This is a genomic window from Streptomyces sp. NPDC020898 (assembly GCF_044333925.1).
In the GTDB taxonomy this organism is placed as follows: domain Bacteria; phylum Actinomycetota; class Actinomycetes; order Streptomycetales; family Streptomycetaceae; genus Streptomyces.
Genome location: NZ_JBIRRV010000002.1, coordinates 494,847 through 515,464, shown reverse-complemented (window position 1 = coordinate 515,464; position 20,618 = coordinate 494,847). Strand labels below are relative to the sequence as shown.

Genomic DNA, 20,618 nt, shown 5'->3' with positions numbered 1-20,618 from the left:
ACTGCTATGACACCTGTTCAGACGGTCGGCCTCCCGCTCACCGCCGGCCAGAAGGACATCTGGTTCGACGCGAAACTCTCCGGCGGGGGCGCGACCTACAACAACTCCGCCTACTGGGACATCCGCGGCCCGCTGGATACGGACCTCCTGCGCACCGCGCTCGCACGGCTTGTCGACGAGTCGGAGTGCCTGCGCGCCCGGTTCGACGAACAGGGCGGCGACCCGCGCCAGTTCGTCGAACCCGTCGAGACGCTGCCGCTGGTCGTCACCGACGTCAGCATCGCACCCGACCCCGCGGCGGCCGCGCGGCAGGCGATCCGCGACGACCTGGCGGTGCCCTTCCCGCTCGACGACGACGCCGACGGCACACAAGGACACGGCCCGCTGTTCAGGCTGAGCGTGTTCGTGCTCGGCCCGGAGCGCACCTTCCTCTGCCTCCTCACCCATCACCTCGTCTCCGACGGGTTCAGTTACGTCATCTCCTTCCAGCGGCTCTCCGAGATCTACGACGCCCTGCTCGACGGCACCTCGCTCGACGAGGGCCGCTTCCCCGCACTCGCCGAACTGGTCGACGCCGAGGCCGCATCGACCGGTTCGGTGAAGGGCGAGCGGGACGCGGCGTACTGGCGGGAGCAGGTGGGCGACGGCCCCGCACTGATCAGCCTGGCCACGCGGGACGCCCAGCCCGCCCCGTCCTTCCACCAGGAGAGCGCGGTGCTGCCCGAGCGGACGGCCGAGCTGCTGCGCACGGTCGCCTGGCAGTCCCGGGTGATCTGGCAGAGCACGTTCGCCGCCGCCCTCTTCGCCTACACCGCGCGCACCGCCGCCGTCGAGGACGTCCTCCTCGCCCTGCCGGTGACCGGGCGCCTCGGGGGCACGATGCAGCGCATCCCCGGCGTGGTCGTGAACACGCTGCCGCTGCGCCTGACCGTGTCCGCCGGCGCCACGCGCGCCGAACTGCTCACGGCGACGCACGAGGTGTTCTCGCAGGGACTCCGACACCAGCGCCACCGGGTCAGCGGGATCCGCAGGGACATGGGTCTTCCCAGCGACGACCGGCGGCCGTTCGGCCCGTACCTCAACATGATCCCGCAGCCCGAGAAGCTGGCCATCGGTCCGTGCGAGGCCACCATCTACACCCCCTCCACGGGACTCGTCGACGACCTGGAGATCACCGTCTTCGACAAGGGAGGCGCGGGCATCGCCATCGACCTCAGCGGCAACACCGCACGCTACGACCGTGCCGAGATCCGCACACACCTGGACCGGTTCATGGCCTTCCTGGACGCCTTCCTCCAGGCCCCGCCCGACGCCCGGCTCGGCGGCCTCGACCTGCTCACCGCCGACGAGCGGGCCGGCCTCACCGCCGCGCTCACCGGGCCCGTCCGTGAGACGCCCTACCGCGGAGTCGTGGAGCGGGTACGGGAGCATGCGGCGCGGGCGCCGCACGCGGTGGCCGTCACCGACGACGGCGGAAGCGCCGACTACGCCGAACTGGTCGGCCGGGCCTCCGCCGTCTCCCGTGTCCTGACCGGCCACGGCCCGGTGGCCATCCTCTCCGAGCCGGGCCGGGACTTCGTCACCGCCGAACTCGCCGTCCTCGGCGCCGGACGCGCCTTTGTGCCCCTCGACCCCGGGGCGCCCCTGGCCCGGCTGACCGCACTGCTGCGCGACAGCGGCGCCGGTTTCCTGCTCACCCAGGACGAGCACGCCGGCCTGGCGCGCGCGGCGGCGGCTGCCCTGGCCGACCCGCTGCCCGTGCACGTCCTCGACGCCCGCGCCGACACCGCCGGTGAACTGGCCCCCGTCACCGGCGGCCCGCTCGACCTCGCGTACGTCATCTACACCTCCGGCTCCACCGGCAAGCCCAAGGGCGCCATGGTGCAGCGCGGCGGCATGGTCAATCATCTCCTCGCCAAGATCGAGGAGTTCGGGCTCACCAGCGCCGACGCGCTCGTCCACAACGCACCCGTCACCTTCGACGTCACCGTCTGGCAGACCCTGACGACGCTGCTCGTCGGCGGACGCGTCCGCGCCTTCAGCCGCGGTGACGCCGCCGACCCGGACGCCTTGTTCCCCGCCATCGGCGCCGAGAAGCTGACCGTCATCGAGGTCGTGCCGTCGCTGCTGCGCGCCACCCTCGACGTCTGGGACGCGGCGGGCTCGGCACCCGGACTCCCCGCCCTGCGCTGGATGATCTCCAACGGCGAGGCCCTTCCCGCCGACCTCTGCAGGCGCTGGTTCGCCCGCTATCCGGACATCCCGCTCGCCAACCTCTACGGCCCCACCGAGTGCTCCGACGACGTCACCCACGCCTACGTCCGCACCACCGGCGATCTGGACGCGCCCGTCGTGCCGATCGGCCGGCCGCTGCGCAACACCCGCCTCCATGTCCTCGGCGCCGACCTGCGGCCGGTGCCGCGCGGCGCGCAGGGCGAACTGTTCATCTCCGGCCGGGGAGTCGGCCGCGGCTACCTCGGTGACCCGCGCCGCACCGCCACCACGTTCGTGCCCGACCCGTTCGCCGCCGACGGCTCCCGCATGTACCGCACCGGCGACCATGTCGTCCTGCGCCCCGACGGACAGCTCGCCTTCGTGGGCCGCGTCGACCACCAGGTCAAGATCCGCGGCCAGCGCATCGAACTCGGCGAGGTCGAGACGGCCCTGCGTCAGCTGCCCGGCGTCGCCGACGCGGTGGCCGCCGCCGTCACCGACCCGGCCGGACAGCAGCGGCTCGTCGGGTACGTCGTCGGGGACACAGCCCGCCCGGACACCGCGGCCGCCCGCGCCCTGCTGGCCGAGCGGCTGCCCGGTGCCCTGGTGCCGACCGTCCTCGTCGCCCTGGACGAACTGCCGCTGACCGCGCACGGCAAGGTCGACCGCTCATCCCTGCCGGTCCCCGACTTCGGGGCCTCCGCACAGGGGCGCGCCGCGCGCACCGACGACGAGCGCATCCTGTGCCAGGTCCTCGCCGAGGTCCTCGGGGTGCCCGAAGTCGGCCCGGAGGACAGTTTCTTCGCCCTCGGCGGCGACAGCATCAGCTCCCTCCAGGTGGTCAGCAGGGCGCGCAGGGAAGGCCTGGTCGTCACGGCCCGCGACGTCTTCCGGCACCGCACCCCGGCGGCCATCGCCGCCGTCGCGGGACACGCCGGACAGGCAGCGCCCACAGCCGAGGAGGACGGCATCGGAGAAGTCGAACTCCTTCCCGTGGCTGAGCAGTTGCGTGAACTCCTGTCCCATCTTCCGGACGAGACCAAGGAGTTCGCGCAGCACTTCGCCGTGACCGTGCCCGCCGCGGTGGACGCCCCGAGGATGGAACGCGCGCTGCAGGCCGTCCTGGACCGCCACGACACGCTGCGTCTGCGCCTCGCCTGCCCGGTTCCCGGTCTGTGGTCCCTGAGCACCCGGCCCCCGGGCGCCGTCGCGGCGTCCGACGTACTCACCACCGCCACTGTTCCCGAGGGCGCCGACCGGGCCGTACGCCTGGCCGAGGAACTGGCCGCGGCCCGCGCCCGCCTGCGTCCCGAGGACGGCCTCGTCGCGCAGGCGGTGCTCCTGACGGAGGAAGGCACCGGCACCCTGCTCCTCGTCATCCACCACCTCGCCGTCGACGGCGTGTCCTGGCGGATTCTGCTGCCCGACCTCCAGGCCGCCTGGGAAGCCGTCGCCGAGGGCCGCGAACCGCGGCTCGACCCCGTGCCGACCTCCTACCGCCGCTGGGCGAAGGCCCTGTCCGAGGAGGCCCGCACCGCGGACCGCATGGCCGAACTGCCGCTGTGGACACAGCAGTCGAGCGGGACGTCCGCAGCGCTCACCGAACAGCCGCTGGACCCGGCCCGTGACGTGCACGGCAGCGCCGGCCGGCTGCGCGTCGAACTGCCGGCCGAGCACACGGCGGCCCTGCTCACCCAGGTGCCCGCCGCCTTCCACGCCGAGATCAACGAGGTGCTCCTGACCGGCCTCGCCCTCGCACTCGTCGAACGGGCTCGCCGCACCGGAGCCCCGCATGCCACCCGAGCACTGATCGAACTGGAGGGACACGGCCGCGAGCAGATCGCGGGGGACCTGGACCTGTCCCGTACGGTCGGCTGGTTCACCAGCGTCTTCCCCGTCGGCCTCGACGTGGGCGAGCTCGACCGGGCCGACGTGTGGCAGGGCGGCCCCTCCCTCACGGCCGCGCTCAAGCGGGTCAAGGCCACCCTGCGCGCCCTGCCGGACCACGGCATCGGCCACGGTCTGCTGAGCCACTTCAACCCGCAGACCGCCGCCGTTCTCGCCCGCACCCCCGTCCCGCAGCTCGGCTTCAACTACCTGGGCCGGTTCGCCGCGAGCGGCGGCGACTGGTCCATGCAGGCCGGCGGCGCCGGCCAGACCGCGGCCCCCAGCACACCGCTGCGACAGCCCGTCGACCTCGTGGCCGTCACCGAGGACCGCCCTGAGGGCCCCGTCCTCGTCGCCGAATGGACCTGGGCCTCCGCCCTGCTCGACGAGGCCGACGTACGGGATCTCGCCGAGACCTGGTTCCGCGCCCTGGAAACCCTGGTCGGGCACGCGGACCGGCCGGGCACCACCGGGCGCATTCCGTCCGACTTCCCGCTCGTCCAGGTCGAACAGCGGGAGATCGACGCGTACGAGAGCGAACTGCGCGGTGTCACCGACATCCTGCCGCTCTCCCCGTTGCAGCGCGGACTGCTCTTCCAGGCCGAGTTCGACCGTCAGGGCATGGACGCGTACACCCTCCAGGTCGTCATGGACGTCGGCGGCGCCATGGACCGCTCGGCGCTGCGGGCCGCCGCCGTCGCGCTCCTCGACCGCAATCCGGCTCTGCGCGCCAGTTTCCGCGAACGCGACACCGGCGACCCGGTCCAGCTGATCCCCGAGCACGTCGAACTGCCGTGGACGGAGGTCGACCTGACCGGCGTCGCCGCAGCCGACGTGGACGCCGAGGTGGCCCGCCGCACCGACGAGGAGTGGCTGCACCGCTTCGACGTCACCCGCGGTCCGCTGACCCGGTTCACCGTCTACCGGATCGCGGACGACCGGCACCGTGTCGTGTGGACCACGCACCACATGCTGGTCGACGGCTGGTCCCTGTCCGCCGTGCTCGCCGGGGAACTCGTCACCCTGTGGTCCAACGGTGCCGACACCACCGCCCTCGCCCGCGTCGCCCCCGCCCACCGCCATCTGGAGTGGTCGGCGGCCCAGGACAAGGACGCCGCCCGCGAGGCATGGCGCGCCGAACTCGCCGACATCGAGGAAGCAGGCGGTGCGACCCGGCTCGGCCCCGCGGACCGCGACCGCGTCTCCGGCCTGCCCGAGACCCTCGTGGCAGACGTGCCCGCCGAGGTCACCGCCGCGCTCACCCCCTGGGCGCACACCCGCGGTCTCACCATGAACACCGTGATGCAGGGTGCCTGGGCCGCGGTCCTGGGCGCGCTCACCGGACGACGGGACGTCACCTTCGGCGCCGTCGTCTCCGGCCGGCCGGCCGAACTCCGGGAGGTGGAACGGATGGTGGGCGCGTTCCTGCACACCCTCCCGGTCCGCGCCCGGCTCGATGCCGCGCAGCCCTTCGAGGCGATGCTCGCCGACCTCCAGGACCGCCAGCTCGGCCTCGAACCCCACCACCACCTGGGCCTCGCCGAGGTACAGCAGTGCGCCGGCACGGGCGAGCTGTTCGACACCGTCGTCAGCTTCCACAACTATCCGACGGGCGCCCTCGACCGCATCGGCGAGCACATCCCCGGCCTGACCATGCTCGGCTGGAAGGCGCGCGTCGTCGCCGAGTACCCCTTGGCGATCGGCGTCTTCCCGGCCCCGGACGGCGAGTTGAGGGTGGAGGCCCAGTACCGGCCCGACGTGTTCACCGAGCAGCAGACGGACGCGTTCGTCCGCCGCTTCCTCCGTGTCCTGGAGCGCCTGGCGGCCGACCCGGGGGTCCCGCTCGGCCGCCTCGACACCCTCGACGAGAACGAGCGGCGCCTGCTCACCGCGGACTGGGCGGGGGCCGAGGCCGCACTGCCCGAGCCCGCCCTGCTCGCCACCGAAACCTTCGAGCGGTGGGCCACCTGGTTCCCGGACAAGCCCGCGGTCTCCCTCGGTGCCGAGGTCCTCGACTACACCGAGCTGAACACCCGGGCCAACCGGATCGCCCGGCTCCTCGTCGCCCGAGGGGTGCGTCCCGAGCAACCGGTCGCCGTCATGCTGCCGCGCTCCGTGGAGCTGGTGGTGGCGGCCCTGGCCGCGCTGAAGGCGGGCGCCGTGTTCCTGCCCGTCGACGTCGGCTACCCGGCCGACCGCGTCGGCCACCTCCTCGACGACGCGTGCCCCGCGGTGCTGCTCACCGACACCGCGACCGCCGCCCGTGCGACAGGGCTGCCGCAACGGCCGGGCCGCACCGACGTGCCCCTGATCCTCGACGCCCCCGACACCGTGGCGGAGCTGGACGGACTCTCCGGCGCCGACCTCACCGACGCGGACCGGAACGGAACACTGCACCCGCTGCACACCGCGTACATGATCTACACCTCCGGCTCCACCGGCCGCCCCAAGGGCGTGACCGTGCCGCACGCCGGGCTGATGGCGATGGTCGACAGCCTCACCCAGCGATTCGACCTCGACCACGACGTGCGCGTCCTGCAGTTCGCGTCCTTCAGCTTCGACGCGTCGGTCTTCGGCATCATGCTGGCGCTGCTCAACGGCGGCACCCTCGTGATCGCCGACGAGGAGCACCGCACCCCGGGCCGTCCCCTGGTCGACCTGATCAACGACGCCCGGATCAACCTGGCGGCGCTGCCGCCCGTCGTCGTCGGCGCGCTCCCGGAGGGCAGCACGCTCCCCGCGGACCTGCGCATGGTGGTGACCGGCGAGGCGGTCCCCACCCAGGTCGTCGACCGCTGGGCGGGCTCCGTGCGGATGTTCAACGGGTACGGCCCCACCGAGGCCGTCGTCGGCTGCACCGTCAGCGGCCCCCTCGTCCCCGGCCGCGGCCGGCCGCCGATCGGCCGCCCGACCAACGCCCACCGCGCGTACGTCCTGGACCGCGCGCTGCGGCCCGTACCGGTCGGCTGCGTCGGTGAGCTGTACGTCGGCGGAGGACTGGCCCGCGGCTATCTCGGCAGGCCGGGGCTGACCGCCCAGCGGTTCCTGGCCGACCCGTACGGGCCGGCCGGCAGCCGCATGTACCGCACCGGCGACCTGGTGCGCTGGCTGCCCGACGGCGAGCTGGACTACCTGGACCGCGCCGACGACCAGGTGCAGCTGCGCGGCATCCGCATCGAACTCGGCGAGATCTCCGCCGCGTTGACGGCCATGCCCACGGTCGAGCAGGCCGCCGTGGTGATGCGCGAGGACGAGGCGGGGGAGCGGCGCCTGGTGGCGTACGTGGTCGCTTCCGGAGCCGGGGCCGGGGCGGACACCGGAGCACTGCGCGACCGCCTCGCCCGGGAACTGCCCGACTACATGGTGCCGTCCGCCGTCGTCGCCCTGGACTCGCTCCCGCTGACCGCCCACGGAAAGCTGGACCGCGCCGCCCTGCCCGACCCGGACCTCGGCGCCGGTGCGCGAGGCCGCGCCCCGCGCACGCCCGTCGAGGAGATCCTGTGCGGCCTCTTCGCCGACATCCTCGGCCGCGACCAGGTCCACGCCGACGACGACTTCTTCGAGATCGGCGGGCACTCGCTGCTCGCCACGCGGCTGGTCAGCCGGGTCCGCGGAGTCCTCGGCGCCGAACTGCCCATCCGCGCCCTCTTCGAGGCCCGCACCGCGGCCGCCCTCGCCGCCCGGGTGGAGCAGGCGGACCGGGCCAGGCCGCCGCTGGCACCCGCGCCCGCCGGAACCGAGCGGCCGCTCTCCTTCACCCAGCAACGGCAGTGGTTCCTCAACCGCCGCGAGGGCGCGGCGGACGGCTCGTACAACTCGGTGCTCGCGTTCCGGCTCACCGGGCAACTCGACACGGACGCCCTGCGGGTCGCGCTGCGCGACGTCGCCGGGCGGCACGAGGTGCTGCGCACCGTCATGCCGGACACCGACGGGGTGCCGTCGCTGCGCGTCCTGGACACCGCCGCGGGTGCGCCCGCCGTCAAGGTGGTGTCGGTGCCGGCCGACGAGGTGACCGAGGCGGTGGCCGCCGAGGCCGACCGCGGCTTCGACCTCACCGAGGAGACCCCGCTGCGCGTCCGGCTCTTCCCGGTGGGACCCGACGAGTGCGTGCTGTTGTTCGTGATCCACCACATCGCGTTCGACGGCTGGTCGATGGGCCCGTTCCTCGGCGACTTCACCGCCGCCTACCGGGCCAGGAGCGAGGGCCGCGCCCCCCGCTGGGAGCCGCTGCCCGTCCAGTACGCGGACTTCGCCGTCTGGCAGCGCGAACTGCTCGGCGGCGACGACCCCGACGGCCTCGCCACCGAACAGCTCGACTTCTGGCGCGACGCGCTCGCGGGCCTGCCCGACGAGACACCGCTGCCCGCCGACTTCACCCGCCCGGCGCGGGGTACGCGGGAGGGCGACGCGGTGCTGTTCGACGTGGACGCCGACCTCCGTTCGGCGACAGGGGAGTTGGCCCGCGCCACCGGTACGACCGAGTTCATCGTCTTCCAGGCGGCGCTGTCGGCCCTGCTGACCCGGCGTGGCGCGGGTACCGACATCCCGGTGGGTGTCTCGGTGGCGGGCCGCACGGACGACGCGCTCTCGGACGTCGTCGGCATGTTCCTCAACACCCTGGTGCTGCGCGGCGACACGAGCGGCGACCCGACCTTCCGCGAACTGCTCGACCGGCTCCGGGAGACCGACCTCGCGGCCTTCTCCCACCAGGACGTGCCGTTCGACCAGGTCGTCGACGCGCTGCGGCCGGCCCGCGCACTGAACCGGCACCCGCTGTTCCAGGTGTCGCTGACCGTGCAGTACGACGGCGTACGCGACCTCGGCCTGCCCGGCCTGACGGCGCGCCCCGAGTACGTCCCGTCCCGGCAGGCCAAGCTCGACCTCGTCGTCGAACTGGTGCCGTGGCCCGACAAGGACGGCATGCAGGGGCTGCTGACCTTCAGCAAGGACCTGTTCACGAGGGAGACGGCCGAGGGCCTGGTGCGGCAGTTCACGCAGGTACTGCGGGACGCGGTGGCCGATCCCGGCGTACGGATCGGGGACCTGGAGATCGCGGGCGCGGACGAGCCGACGGCGCCGGCCCGGGCCCCGGAGGCCTCCGCCCAGGACTTCGCCGAGGTCGTACGGGAGCTGCCCGAGGTGACCCTGATCGACCTGTTCGCCGAACTGGTCGCCCAGAAACCCGACGCCGTCGCCACCGGCAGCGGGCCCCAGGCGCTGACCTACGCCGAACTCGACCGGTGCGCCGACGCGTTGGCGCACACCCTGGTCGCGGCCGGGGCCGGCCCCGAGCGCACCGTGGCGCTCGCCGTGCCGCGCGCGGCCGACCAGGCCCTCGCGGCGCTCGCGATCCTCAAGGCGGGCGCGGCGTACGTGCCGCTGGCCGCGGACGAACCGGGTGACGGGATCCGGGCGCTGTTCGCGGATACCGACCCCGTGTGCGTCCTGACGACGGTGGGCATGGCGGGACGGCTGCGGACGACCGGGGTGCCGGTGCTCGTCCTCGACGTCCCCGGGCTGCGCGGCACGGCCGGCGACGCGGGCCGGCCCGTGACCGCCACGGCACGGCCCGAGCAGGCCGCGTATGTGATCCGCGGCGGCACGGCGGGCACGGTGGTGGAGCACCGCACGGCCGCCGCCCGGGTCGCCGCCGCGCTCGACGGCGGACGGCCCGGCGAGGCCGGGCTGTTCGGGGCGCTGCTCGCCGGGACCGGCGTCGCCACCCGGGAGCGCCCGTCCGCGGCATGGGCCGCACCGGACACGTTCCCGGCGGACACGGACCGATGGCCGGCCCACGGTTACGTACTGGACGAGGCGCTGAGCCCGGCCACGGAGGGCGAGCTGTATCTCGCGGGGGCGGCCGTCGCCCGGTCCTACGCGGGCCGGGGCGGCGTCACCGCCGAGCGGTTCGTCGCCGATCCATGGGGCGAGGCGGGGGCCCGGATGTGGCGGACGGGCCGGAAGGTGACCCGGGGCGCCAACGCTATGACGCAGCCGGCACAGCCGGTACAGCCGCGGCCGGTCGCCGACGCGGCCGAGGCGGTCGACCCGCTCGTGGCCCGGCTCTGCGAGATCGTCGCCGAGGTGGTCGGGGCGGAGTCCGTGGCCCCGTCGGAGAACTTCTTCGAGACCCGGTCCATGGACAGCATGAAGTCGCTGCGCCTGGTGGCCCGGGCCCGCAAGGCCGGTATCGAGCTCAGCATCGCCGACGTGTTCACCCACCAGAGCGTGGCCGCGCTCGCGACGGCGCTGCGCCCACAACCGGATCCCGGGACGGCGCAGGAGCCGACGGCCCCCGCCCCCAGGGACACCATGCGCCTGGCGGCCGAGGCGATCGAGGAGATCGACAGCCTCGACCACGCGGACACGTTCGCACGGATGCTGTGCATCCGTCCGACCGGCGGGCGCCCGCCCGTCTTCTGCGTCCACAGCGGTGTGGGCCTCGCGCTCTCGTACCTGCCGCTGGCCCGCTACATCGGGCCGGACCATCCGGTCTACGGCATCCAGTCGCCCAGCGTCGTCGACGGCGCGCCGCTGCCCGAGAGCATCGAGGCGAACGCCGCCGCGTACATCGACCTCATCCGCCAGGTCCGGCCGGAAGGGCCGTACCACCTGCTCGGCTGGTCGTTCGGCGGACTGCTCGCGTACGAGATCGCGGTGCAACTGCGGGCCGCCGGACACCAGGTGGGCCTGCTGGCCAACCTGGACTCCTACCCCCGGACCGGCGCCGTCGACGAGCGGGACGTGCAGGGCAGCCTGGCCTGGCTGCTGGAGGGCATCGGGCACAGCCGTGACGAGTTCGGCGACCGGGAACTCACCCCGGCGGACATCGTCGACGCCCTGCGCCGGGACGGCAGCGCGCTGGCCCGGACGGGGGAGCAGCGGATGGCCCGCATGGTGGATCTGATGGCCCGCCACCAGATCCTCAACACCCGCTACCGGCCCCGCGGTTACGACGGCGAGATGCATCTGTTCCTGGCCGACCGCTCCCCGTGGGGCGAGGAGACGGACAAGGAACGCCTCTGGGCCCCGTACACCAACGGCACCGTGACCACGCACCACGTCGACTGCGCCCACGACGACATGCTCAGCCCCGGCCCGCTGGACGAGATAGGACGCGCGGTCGCGGCCCAGCTGGAACGGCTGCACGCGGAGTCGGACAGGAGCGGGCGGTGACGGCGGCGGCCGCCCGCGCCCGGGCCGTGCGCCGGCGTCGCCTGTGGGCGGCCGCCCGCCGGGCCGGCTGGAAGGGCGTCCTCCTGACGCCGGACCTAGGGCCTGTCCGGCGGATCATGCCGCAGACGCGGGGTCTGGCACGCTCGTCTGCCGCGTTGTCGTCGGTCGCCGACTCCCCCACGCTCGAACACCCTCGCGCGGGGGGAGCCCCATGACCCCGCTCTCCGGCGCTGATGGAGTGCCGCCGATTTCCTGCGACCTGATCCGCCGGACAGGCCCTGGCGCGGCACGGGACACCCACGACGGCCCGTCGCCCCGCGCGCCGTGGCGGCCGGCGGACCCCGCCCCGGACGAACGGAAGCCCTCATGACGACCACCCTCCCGCAGGCGCCGCCCCCCGCGGCGCCCGGCCCCGGCCGGGCCCTCGTCGCGAACCCCCTCCTCGACGGGGCCCGGCCGGGCGGAGCCCGGACCTTCGGGACCGAGGTGCTCGCCGTACTGGGACGCAGGCTCAGGCGGCTGCGCCGGGGGCCCGGCCGGGCCATCGGCGTCGTGCTCAACCCGCTCGTGTCGATGGTGCTGCTCGGCTATCTGTTCCGGGACGCCATCACGCTGCCCGCCGGCGGAAGCTACGTGGAGTACGTCTTCGCCGGCGGCGCCGTCCAGGTGGGGCTCGCCTGCGTGGGACCGACCGCCGTGTCGATGGCGATGGACCTGCAGGGCGGCATCATCGACCGGTTCCGTTCGCTGCCGATCAGCCGGTCCGCCGTGCCGTTGGGGCACACCGGCGCGGACTTCCTGGTCGCCCTGGCCGCGCTCGCCGTCACCACGGGCGCCGGGCTGCTGCTCGGCTGGCGTTCGCACACCGGGCCGCTGCCCACGCTCGCCGGGTTCGCCCTGGTCGCGGTCTTCACGTACGTGATGCTGTGGCTCGGCGTGCTGCTCGCCATGACCCTGCGCAGCATCGAGACGATCAGCGTCGTCGCGCCGTTCATCGTCGTCGTGCTGCCCTTCCTGTCCAGCGCCTTCCTCTCCCCGCAGTCCATGCCGGGCGCCATCCGCCCGATCGCCGAGTGGAACCCGGTCAGCGCCGTCATCGCGGCCTGCCGCGACCTGTGGGGCAACCCCGCCACCACGAGCCCCGGCTTCGTCGGCGAGCACCCGCTGATCGTGGTCGCGGTGACCCTGAGCGTGCTGTTCGCGGCCTGCCTCACCCTCAGCCTGCGCCGATTCCGAAAGCCCTGAGCCCCGAAGCCCTGAGCCCCGATAGCCGTGAGGAACACCCACCATGCCTGTCACAGAACGCGCGGCGGCACCTGATCCCGCCTCGCTCGACCTCACCGATCCGCAGACCTTCCTCGACGTCGACCAGCACGCCATGTGGCGCAGGTTCCGCACCGAGAGCCCCGTGCACTGGCACCCGGCGGGCCCGGCCGGCCCCGGCTTCTGGGTGATCTCCCGGTACGCCGACGCGGTCGCCGTCTACCGCGACAACAAGCGGTTCACCTCCGAGAAGGGGACCGTCCTCACCACGCTGCTCCAGGGCGCGGACTCGGCCTCCGGCAAGATGCTCGCCGTCACCGACGGAGTGCGCCACCGCGAGATCCGCAACCTGATGCTGAAGTCGTTCTCGCCGCGCGTCCTCGCGCCCGTCGTGGACGGCGTGCACCGGCACACCCGTGAACTGCTCGGTGCGGCCGTCGAGTCGGACCGGATCGACTTCGTCACCGACGTGGTCGACCACATTCCGATGCACACCATGGGCGACCTTCTCGACATCCCGGCCGCCGACCGCCCGCAGCTGGTCGAGTGGAACACCCGGACCCTGTCGCGGCACAGCTCCGAGGAGAGCGAGTTCGAATCGCTCCTGGCGCGCAACGAGATCCTGCTCTACCTCTCCCAACTCGCGGCCGAGCGCCGGGCGAAGCCGGGCGACGACGTCCTCAGCACCCTGGCCACCGCCACCATCGACGGCAAACTCCTGACCGACGACGAGATCGTCCTCAACAGCTACAGCCTCATCCTCGGCGGCGACGAGTCGACCCGGATGTCGATCACCGGCGGGCTCATCGCGCTGGCCGAGAACCCCGGACAGTGGCGCCGCCTCAAGAGCGGCGACGTCACCTCGGAGTCGGCCACGGAGGAGATCCTGCGCTGGACGACGCCCGCCATGCACTTCGGACGCCGTGCCCTGACCGACGTGGAACTCGGGGACCGGATCGTCCGGGCCGGTGACGTGGTCACCCTGTGGAACGCCTCCGCCAACTTCGACGAGGACGTGTTCACCGACCCGTGCGCCTTCGACGTCGGCCGCACCCCCAACAAGCACGTGGTCTTCGGCCACGGCCCGCACTTCTGCCTCGGCGCCTTCCTGGGCCGGGTCCATGTGAACGCCATGGTGGAGGCGCTGCGCGCCATGGTCGCCGACATCACGCTGCTCGGCCCCCCGCGGCGCCTCTACTCCAACTTCATCCAGGGCTACAGCGGCCTGCCCGTCGCACTGCGCGCGGAGCCGGCCGTCGAGGAGGTTCGCTGAGATGCGGCACACGACACGGACCACGGGCGGCACCACGCTCGCGATCCTGCACACCGACACCCCGGCCGACGCCTGGGACGAGGCACGCTGGGAGGAGGTGCGCGGCCGGACGCGGGTGCTGCTCGACTCGTACGGGGTGGTCCTGCTGCGCGGCGCCGGAATCCCCGACGCCACCGCGTTCCACGCCGCCGTCAGCGGCTTCGGCGACGACCTCATCGAGAGCTATCGCGGCGGCAACACCCCCCGCAAGACGCTCTCCGACGGCGTCTTCACCTCCACCGAGTACCCGGCGCGCTACGACATCACCCTGCACAACGAGCTGTCGTACGCCCGTAGCTGGCCCGACCGGCTGTACTTCTGCTGCCTGGACGCACCCGACACCGGCGGCGCCACCCCCGTCTGCGACGGCGAGGCCCTGCTCGGCGCGCTCTCCCCCGAGGTACGGGAGCGGTTCGCCGCCGGGGTCGTCTACCGCCAGTACCTGCACGGCGGGGCCGGGCTCGGCAAGTCCTGGCAGGACACCTTCGAGACGGACGACAGGGCGACAGTCGAGGAGTTCCTCACGGAGTCGGGCGCCGACTTCGTGTGGACGGCCGACGGCGGCCTGCGGGTCAGCCAGCACCGCCCCGGCGTCCGCAAGAACCCGCGCACCGGCCGCGACACCTGGTTCAACCAGGCCGACCAGTGGCATCCCTCCAACCTCCCCGACGACGAAGGGGAGTTGCTCCTGTCCCTGACCGACTCGGTCGACGACCTGCCGCACTGGGTGACGTACGCCGACGGCACCCCCCTCTCCGACGAGGACCTCGCCGAGGTCCGCGCGGCGCAGCGCGAGCACCTGCTGACCGAGCCCTGGCAGCGGGGCGACGTGATGATCGTCCACAACCTCTCCGTCCTGCACGGCCGGGAGGCGTTCACCGGCACGCGCAAGGTCGTCGTCTCGATGACCTGAGCGGGGCGCACCGAACGGTTCGGAGGGGCCCGGCCCAGAGTGCCGGGTCCCTCCGGCACGGCAGACAACCAGGGGGAGCGTACGGATGACAGTGCTCGACGACATCGTGGCGGGCGCGCGCGAGGACCTCGCGGAGCGCCGGCGCGCCGTGCCGGAACGAGAGGTGAGGCAGCGGGCGGCGGCGCGCGGCCCGGGTGCGGACTGCGTGCCCCTGCTGAGGGCCGCGGACGGGCGCCCCCGGGTCATCGCCGAGGTGAAACGCGCGAGTCCCTCCCGCGGTCCGCTGGCCGCGATCGACGACCCGGCCGGGCTCGCCGCGGCGTACGAGAAGGGCGGCGCGGCCGCGATCAGTGTGCTGACCGAGCGTCGCAGGTTCGACGGAAGCCTCGCCGACCTGGACGCGGTGCGGGCCAGGGTCGCCCTGCCGGTGCTGCGCAAGGACTTCGTCGTCGACCCGTACCAGGTCTGGGAGGCGCGGGCACACGGCGCGGACCTGGTGCTGCTGATCGTGGCGGCGCTCGAACAGCCGCTGCTGGCCGATCTGTCGGCACTCGCCACGGAGGTCGGCCTGACGCCGTTGGTGGAGACCCACGACGAGGCGGAGGCCGAGCGCGCGCTCGCGGCCGGGGCGCGGGTGATCGGCGTCAACGCGCGTGATCTGCGGACGCTGAGGGTCGACCGGTCGACGTTCGCCCGGGTCGTTCCGTATCTGCCGGCCGACGTCGTGCGGGTCGCGGAGTCGGGGGTGCGGACGCCTGCCGACGTGGCCGAGTACGGGGCGCTCGGGGCGGATGCGGTGCTGGTGGGCTCGTTACTGGTCACCGACGGTGACGCGGCGTCGGCGGTCTCGCGCCTGCGGGGTTGACGCCGTCGCCGGCTGCGGGCCCGTCGTGGCCGATCGCGCAGTTCCCCGCGCCCCTGAGATGCGCGGCTCCGCCGCGCACTCAAGCGGCGCGGGAAGCGCGCCCTGAAACGGCGGCGCGGGAAGCGCGCCCTGAAACGGCGGCGCGGGAAGCGTGCCCTGAAACGGCGGGGCGGGAAGCGTGCCCTGAAACGGTGCACGGAGTGCGCCGTTTCAGGGGCGCGGGGAACTGCGCGACCAGCCACGACGCACCCGCAGCCGCCCAGCGACACCCGCACCCACCCCGCTCACGCGACCGCGACTCCCCGCCCCGCAAGAGCCACCCACCGCTCCAGCACCCCCGCGGCCGCCCCCGAGTCCACGGAGCGCCCCGCACGGTCCAGACCGGCCGCCAGGCGTTCGGTCAGGGGCGCCGTACCACCGTCCAGCGCCGCCAGCCCCGCCGCCGCCGACAACAGCACCGCATCCCTGACCGGCCCCCGCGCCCCGGCCAGGACGTCCCGGGCCACCCGGGCGTTGTACACCCGGTCCCCGCCCCGCAGCGACCCCGCGGCGGCCCGCGGGACACCGATGTCCCGCGGATCGAACGACTCCCGGCGCACCTCGCCGCCGGTGACCGACCACACGGTGGAGGTAGTGGTGACCGTCAGCTCGTCCATCCCGTCGTCGCCGCGGAACACCAGCGCGTCCGTGCCCCGCCGCGCGAGAACCTCGGCGATGCGCTCGGCCAGTGCCGGGTCGGCGACCCCGATCGCCTGGGCCGCCGGCCGCGCCGGATTGGTCAGCGGACCGAGGGCGTTGAACACCGTACGGATGCCGAGTTCGCGGCGCGGCCCGGCGGCATGCCGCATCGCCGGGTGGAACAGCGGGGCGAAGCAGAACGTGATGCCGGTCTCCTCGGCGACCGCTCCCACCTCGGCGGCCGGCAGGTCGAGTGCCACCCCCAGCTCCTCCAGTACGTCGGCCGATCCGCACGCCGAGGACGCGGAGCGGTTGCCGTGCTTGACGACCCGTGCGCCGGCCCCGGCCGCCACGAGCGCCGACATCGTGGAGATGTTCACGCTGTGCGAGCCGTCGCCGCCGGTCCCCACGATGTCGAGGCAGCGGCCCGGCACGGTCAGCGGCACCGCGTGCCGGAGCATGCCGCGCGCCAGGCCCTCGATCTCCGCGGCCGTCTCGCCCTTCGCGCGCAGCCCCATCATCAGGGCGGCGAGGCGTGCCGGACCCGCCGCACCGGACATGGCCTCGTTCATCGCCCATTCGGTCTGGGGCGCGGACAGGTCCTGGCGGGCCAGCAGAGCGTTCAGTAATTGGGGCCAGTTCTCCACGGCGTTCTCCTCCTGCGCGAATGGGTTCACTTTTCCGTCCGGTTTCAGTCTGGGAAATGCGACGGGTCCTTTCCAGACCACCGCCGCATTGTTCGTACGGTCCAATTCGGCGAAAGGGATGTGAGCGGCATGCAGGTGGCGATGAACGTCGTCCGGGACTCCGACGTCCCGCTGACGTCACAGATCCAGCGATTCATCAAGAGCGAGGTCGCTGCCGGAGTGCTGCACCCGGGCAGCCGGCTGCCTTCCAGCCGCAGCCTCGCCGACGACCTCGGCGTCTCCCGCAGTGTGGTCGTCGAGGCGTACGGACAACTCGTCGCCGAGGGCTATCTGGAGGCGGTGCAGGGCGCGGGCACCCGCGTCGTACGGCATCTGCGGCCCGAGCCGGTCGTACCGACCCTGCTGGAGGACTGCCGGGTGCCGGACGTGCGCTGGGACCTGCGTCCCAACGCCCCCGTGTTCCCGCACTTCCCGCGCCGCGACTGGCTCACCTGTTACCAGCGGGCCCTGCAGTCCGCGGACCCGGCCGACCACGACTACCCGCCGCCCGCCGGGGTGCCGGCCCTGCGCACCGAACTCGCCCACTACCTGGGCCGGGTGTGCGGTGTGCCCGGCGCACCGGACCGGATCATGGTCGTCGCGGGCTTCGCCCAGACCCTTGGGCTGCTCGGCGCGGCGCTGCCCGAACTGGGCGTGGACGCCCTGGGAATGGAGAACCCGGGGCATCCGCGCCAGCGCCAGTTCGTGCGCGAGTGCGGACTGCGGCCGGTGCCGCTGCCGGTCGACGCGGAGGGCCTCGATGTGGCGGCGTTACGGGCGTCGGGGGTGCGTGCCGTGCTCGTCACGCCCGCCCACCAGTACCCGACCGGTGTCACCCTCTCCATGCGGCGGCGGGCCGAACTCGTCGCGTGGGCACGGGAGACCGGGGGCTGGATCGTGGAGGACGACTACGACGGCGGCCTCTGGTACGAGCGCGGCACGCCCCGGCCGCTCGCCCTGCGTCGGCTCGCCCCGGACCACGTCGTCTACGCGGGCACCGCCAGCAAGACGCTCGCCCCCGGCCTGCGCCTGGGCTGGCTCGTGGCACCGCCGGCCATCCTCGCCCCGCTGCTGCGTGCCCGCGCCCGGCACGACCTGGGTACCGACAGCCTGGCGCAGCTGGCGTTCGCACAGTTCCTGCGCAGCGGCCTGTACGACCGTCATCTGCGCCGCCTCAACTCCCTGTGCCGGGACCGCCGACAGGTCCTGGACACGGCGGTGCGACGGCATCTGCCCGGTGCCACGGTCCTGGGACCGGCGGCCGGACTGCACGCCTGCATACAGCTGCCCCCGCGCACCGACGAGGCGGCGCTGGTGGCGGGGGCGCTCGGCCGCTCCGTCCTGGTGCGGGGCGCGGCGGCGTTCCACGCGCGGCCGGGGGAGGGGCCGCCCGCGCTGGTGGTGGGGCATGCCCAGCTTCCGCGTACGGGGATCGGGGAGGCCGTCGCGGAGCTGGGCGCGCTCCTCAGCTGACGGGGGAGGTGCGGAGCTCCAGGAAGTTGCGCATCATGGTCAGCCCGCCCGTCGTCATCACGGACTCCGGGTGGAACTGCACCCCTTCGACGGGCAGCGTCCGGTGCCGCAGCCCCATCACATAGCCGTGGTCGGCGGCCACCGCCGTGGTGATCAGCTCCTCCGGCAGCGGCTCGGCGACCAGCAGCGAGTGGTACCGGGTCGCCTCCAGCGTGTGGCCCAGCCCCTGGAACAGCCCCGCCCCGTCGTGCCGCACGGTGCTGGTCCGCCCGTGCATCACCCGCTCGGCCACCTCGATCCGTCCGCCGTACGCGAGCCCGATGGCCTGGTGCCCCAGACACACGCCGAGCAGCGGCACCCGCCCCGCGAACTCGTGCACCAGCTCCACGTGCCCCGAGTCGGCCGGATGCCCGGGACCCGGCCCGAGCACCACGGCGTCCGGCTCCAGCCCCGCCAGAGCGGCGGGTGTCCGGGTCAGGGAGCGGACGACCAGGGTGTCGGCGCCGAGGGTGCGCAGGTACTGGTCGATGATGTGCACAAAGCTGTCGTACGCGTCGATCAGCAGCACCTTCACGGCAGCAGCTCCTCTCCGGTCAGCGCCCAGTACGCCGCGCCCATCTTCGCGAGGGTCTCCCGCCACTCCGCCTCCGGATCGGACTGGGCGACCATGCCGGCCGAGCTCTGTGTGGAGTAGACGGCGCCGTCGTACTCGATCGTGCGGATGCACAGGGCGAGTTCGCACCGGCCCCGTACGTCGATCAGGCCCACCGCGCCCGCGTAGCTGCCGCGGCGTTCCGTCTCCAGGCCGTCGATGATCTCCATGGCGCGCACCTTGGGCGCCCCGGTCATGGTTCCGGCGGGGAACGTCGCGCGTACCGCCTGCCACACGTCCACGTCCGGCTCCAGGCGGCCGGAGACCGTCGACACCAGGTGGAAGACGTGCGAGAAGGTCTCCACCTCCATGAGCCGGTCCACCGGCTGGGTGCTGGGCCTGCTGATCCGGCCGATGTCGTTGCGGCACAGGTCGACGAGCATGATGTGCTCGGCCTGTTCCTTGCTGGACTCCCGCATCTCCTTGATGCGACGCCGGTTGACCTCGTCGTCGGGGCCGCGCCGGGCGGTGCCCGCGATGGGGCGCATCACGATCTCGTCCCCGGTGAGGTCGTCGGGTTCGATCCGGAAGAACAGTTCCGGGCTCGCACCGATGAGCGTGCCGCCCGCTCTCGGCATCAGATACATGTACGGCGACGGGTTCCGCGCGCGCAGCCGCCGGTAGACGTCGAGCGGCTCCAGGTCCGTGGTGACGTCGATACGGTGCCCGATCTGGATCTGGTACAGGTCGCCGACCGCGATGTGCCGCAGGCAGCGGTCCGCCCAGTCCAGGAACGTGTCCCGGCTGACGCTGTCGCGCACCGAGCGGGGTGCGCGTGCCTCCGGTGCCGCCACGGCACCGGTCCGTGCCGCCCCGGCGGCGGCCGCGGCGACGTCGGCCGCCGGTCCGGCGCCCGCGAACGCCGCGCTGTGCGCCCGCAGTTGACGTGGTGCACCGCCCGCGGCGTCGTACCGGACGGTGTCCCGGAAGAGCGAGAGCGTGATGTCGGGGCCGTGCGGCTCCTTGGTCCGCCCGGGCAGCGTCTCCATGTGCCAGGCGGACTCGTACGCGAACGACGAGAGGAATCCGAACGCGTGACCCTGCTCGGGCAGGTCACCGTGCACCGCGAAGACGCGCCGGACCCGGTCGAGAGCGGCCCACAGCATGTCCTGGCCCCCGAAGCGCAGCCGGTACGGGTCGCCGGACTCGGGGCCCGGCGGCGCGTCCTCGGTGAGCCCCGCCGATCCGGCGGCCCGGGCGAGGGCCGCCGCCACCGCCGGCACGCCGTCGATGTCGAGATACCGGTCGTACACCCGGATCTCGGCGAGCCGCCCGACGCCGACGACGGCCGAGCGCCCCTCCTCGCCGTGGTCCGGCAGATTCTCCAGGAGGAACACGTCCGCCGAGGGACGGCCGCCGGTCAACAAGGCGTAGAGGGCAAGTGGTTCATGCCGGGGCAGACGGGCAGCGGCCATCCGCACCTCAATGGTTCCCGTTCCGTTCAAGACGAACTCCCCACCGAATTGGGTGTCATGCCGTGAAGAGTCAATCAACCGCCC

Annotated in this window: 9 protein-coding genes; 6 read left to right on the top strand and 3 right to left on the bottom strand. The window is 73.5% G+C overall.

Features of this window, described 5'->3' with window-relative positions:
* Window positions 1-6 precede the first annotated feature (6 nt).
* The 5 genes from ACH4TV_RS10200 to trpC all read left to right on the top strand — a co-directional run bounded on the left by ACH4TV_RS10200 (window position 7) and on the right by trpC (window position 15,630).
* Window positions 7-11,277 (top strand): amino acid adenylation domain-containing protein, encoded by an 11,271-nt coding sequence (locus tag ACH4TV_RS10200; RefSeq protein ID WP_398396197.1) that lies wholly within the window; start codon window positions 7-9, stop codon window positions 11,275-11,277.
* A 366-nt stretch (window positions 11,278-11,643) separates the two neighbouring features.
* Complete coding sequence (locus tag ACH4TV_RS10195; RefSeq protein WP_398396195.1) at window positions 11,644-12,522, top strand: ABC transporter permease; 879 nt, start codon at window positions 11,644-11,646, stop codon at window positions 12,520-12,522.
* Between the two features lie 43 nt (window positions 12,523-12,565).
* Window positions 12,566-13,813, top strand: a complete 1,248-nt coding sequence (locus tag ACH4TV_RS10190; RefSeq protein ID WP_398396193.1) for a cytochrome P450 — start codon at window positions 12,566-12,568, stop codon at window positions 13,811-13,813.
* Between the two features lies 1 nt (window position 13,814).
* The gene (locus tag ACH4TV_RS10185; protein WP_398396191.1) at window positions 13,815-14,765 is read left to right on the top strand and encodes a TauD/TfdA family dioxygenase; all 951 of its coding nucleotides are present in this window, start codon (window positions 13,815-13,817) and stop codon (window positions 14,763-14,765) included.
* A gap of 85 nt (window positions 14,766-14,850) precedes the next feature.
* Complete coding sequence (trpC, locus tag ACH4TV_RS10180) at window positions 14,851-15,630, top strand: indole-3-glycerol phosphate synthase TrpC (protein ID WP_398396189.1); 780 nt, start codon at window positions 14,851-14,853, stop codon at window positions 15,628-15,630.
* Window positions 15,631-15,914: 284 nt separating this feature from the next.
* Here trpC and trpD read toward each other — a convergent pair whose 3' ends face one another.
* Window positions 15,915-16,985 carry an anthranilate phosphoribosyltransferase gene (gene trpD / locus ACH4TV_RS10175; protein WP_398396186.1) on the bottom strand — a complete coding sequence of 357 codons (1,071 nt, stop codon included), beginning with the start codon at window positions 16,983-16,985 and terminating at the stop codon, window positions 15,915-15,917.
* 99 nt (window positions 16,986-17,084) lie between these two features.
* Between trpD and ACH4TV_RS10170 the strand changes: the two genes are divergently transcribed.
* Entirely contained in the window at window positions 17,085-18,467 is a 1,383-nt protein-coding gene (locus ACH4TV_RS10170) for a PLP-dependent aminotransferase family protein (protein WP_398396184.1), read from the top strand.
* Here ACH4TV_RS10170 and ACH4TV_RS10165 read toward each other — a convergent pair.
* Both ACH4TV_RS10165 and ACH4TV_RS10160 read right to left on the bottom strand, forming a co-directional pair.
* Window positions 18,460-19,041 (bottom strand): anthranilate synthase component II, encoded by a 582-nt coding sequence (locus ACH4TV_RS10165; protein ID WP_398396182.1) that lies wholly within the window; start codon window positions 19,039-19,041, stop codon window positions 18,460-18,462. The genes ACH4TV_RS10170 and ACH4TV_RS10165 overlap by 8 nt on opposite strands.
* Window positions 19,038-20,564, bottom strand: coding sequence for an anthranilate synthase component I family protein (locus ACH4TV_RS10160; protein ID WP_398396180.1), 1,527 nt, complete (start codon window positions 20,562-20,564; stop codon window positions 19,038-19,040). The genes ACH4TV_RS10165 and ACH4TV_RS10160 overlap by 4 nt, the downstream gene beginning before the upstream one ends.
* Window positions 20,565-20,618 lie beyond the last annotated feature (54 nt).